We start from the raw sequence: 277 nt of genomic DNA, 5'->3' as shown, positions 1-277 counted from the left end.
GTTGAGCGCCTGCGCGGCGCCGCCGGCGCGGACCGCGGCCGCGTCGACGCGCGCGCGGTCGACGAGCCCGAACCGCAGGCGGGTGACGCAGTGGTAGAGCGAGGTGATGTTGTCCTCGCCGCCGCCCGCCGCGACGATCGCGGCAGCGTCCTTCTCGTATGTCACGGTGCTCTCCTGAGCTGTCCCCGCGGGTCGCCGGGGGGGCGCCGCGGGGTGGGGGGGGGGTGGCAGAGCAGGTTCGACAGGTGCAGAACGAGGTAGGTCCGCTCCTGCTGCG

At 75.1% G+C, this 277-nt stretch carries 1 protein-coding gene; it reads right to left on the bottom strand.

The window, feature by feature from the left end:
- On the bottom strand, window positions 1–165 hold a 165-nt coding region (locus KVT14_RS20380; protein WP_217617297.1), incomplete at its 3' end, for a PTS transporter subunit EIIB.
- Window positions 166–277: the final 112 nt, after the last annotated feature.

The organism is Cellulomonas sp. GbtcB1 (genome assembly GCF_019091725.1).
Taxonomy (GTDB): Bacteria; Actinomycetota; Actinomycetes; order Actinomycetales; family Cellulomonadaceae; genus Cellulomonas.
Note: the sequence above shows the minus strand (reverse complement) of the source record. Positions and strands in the feature narration are given on the sequence as shown.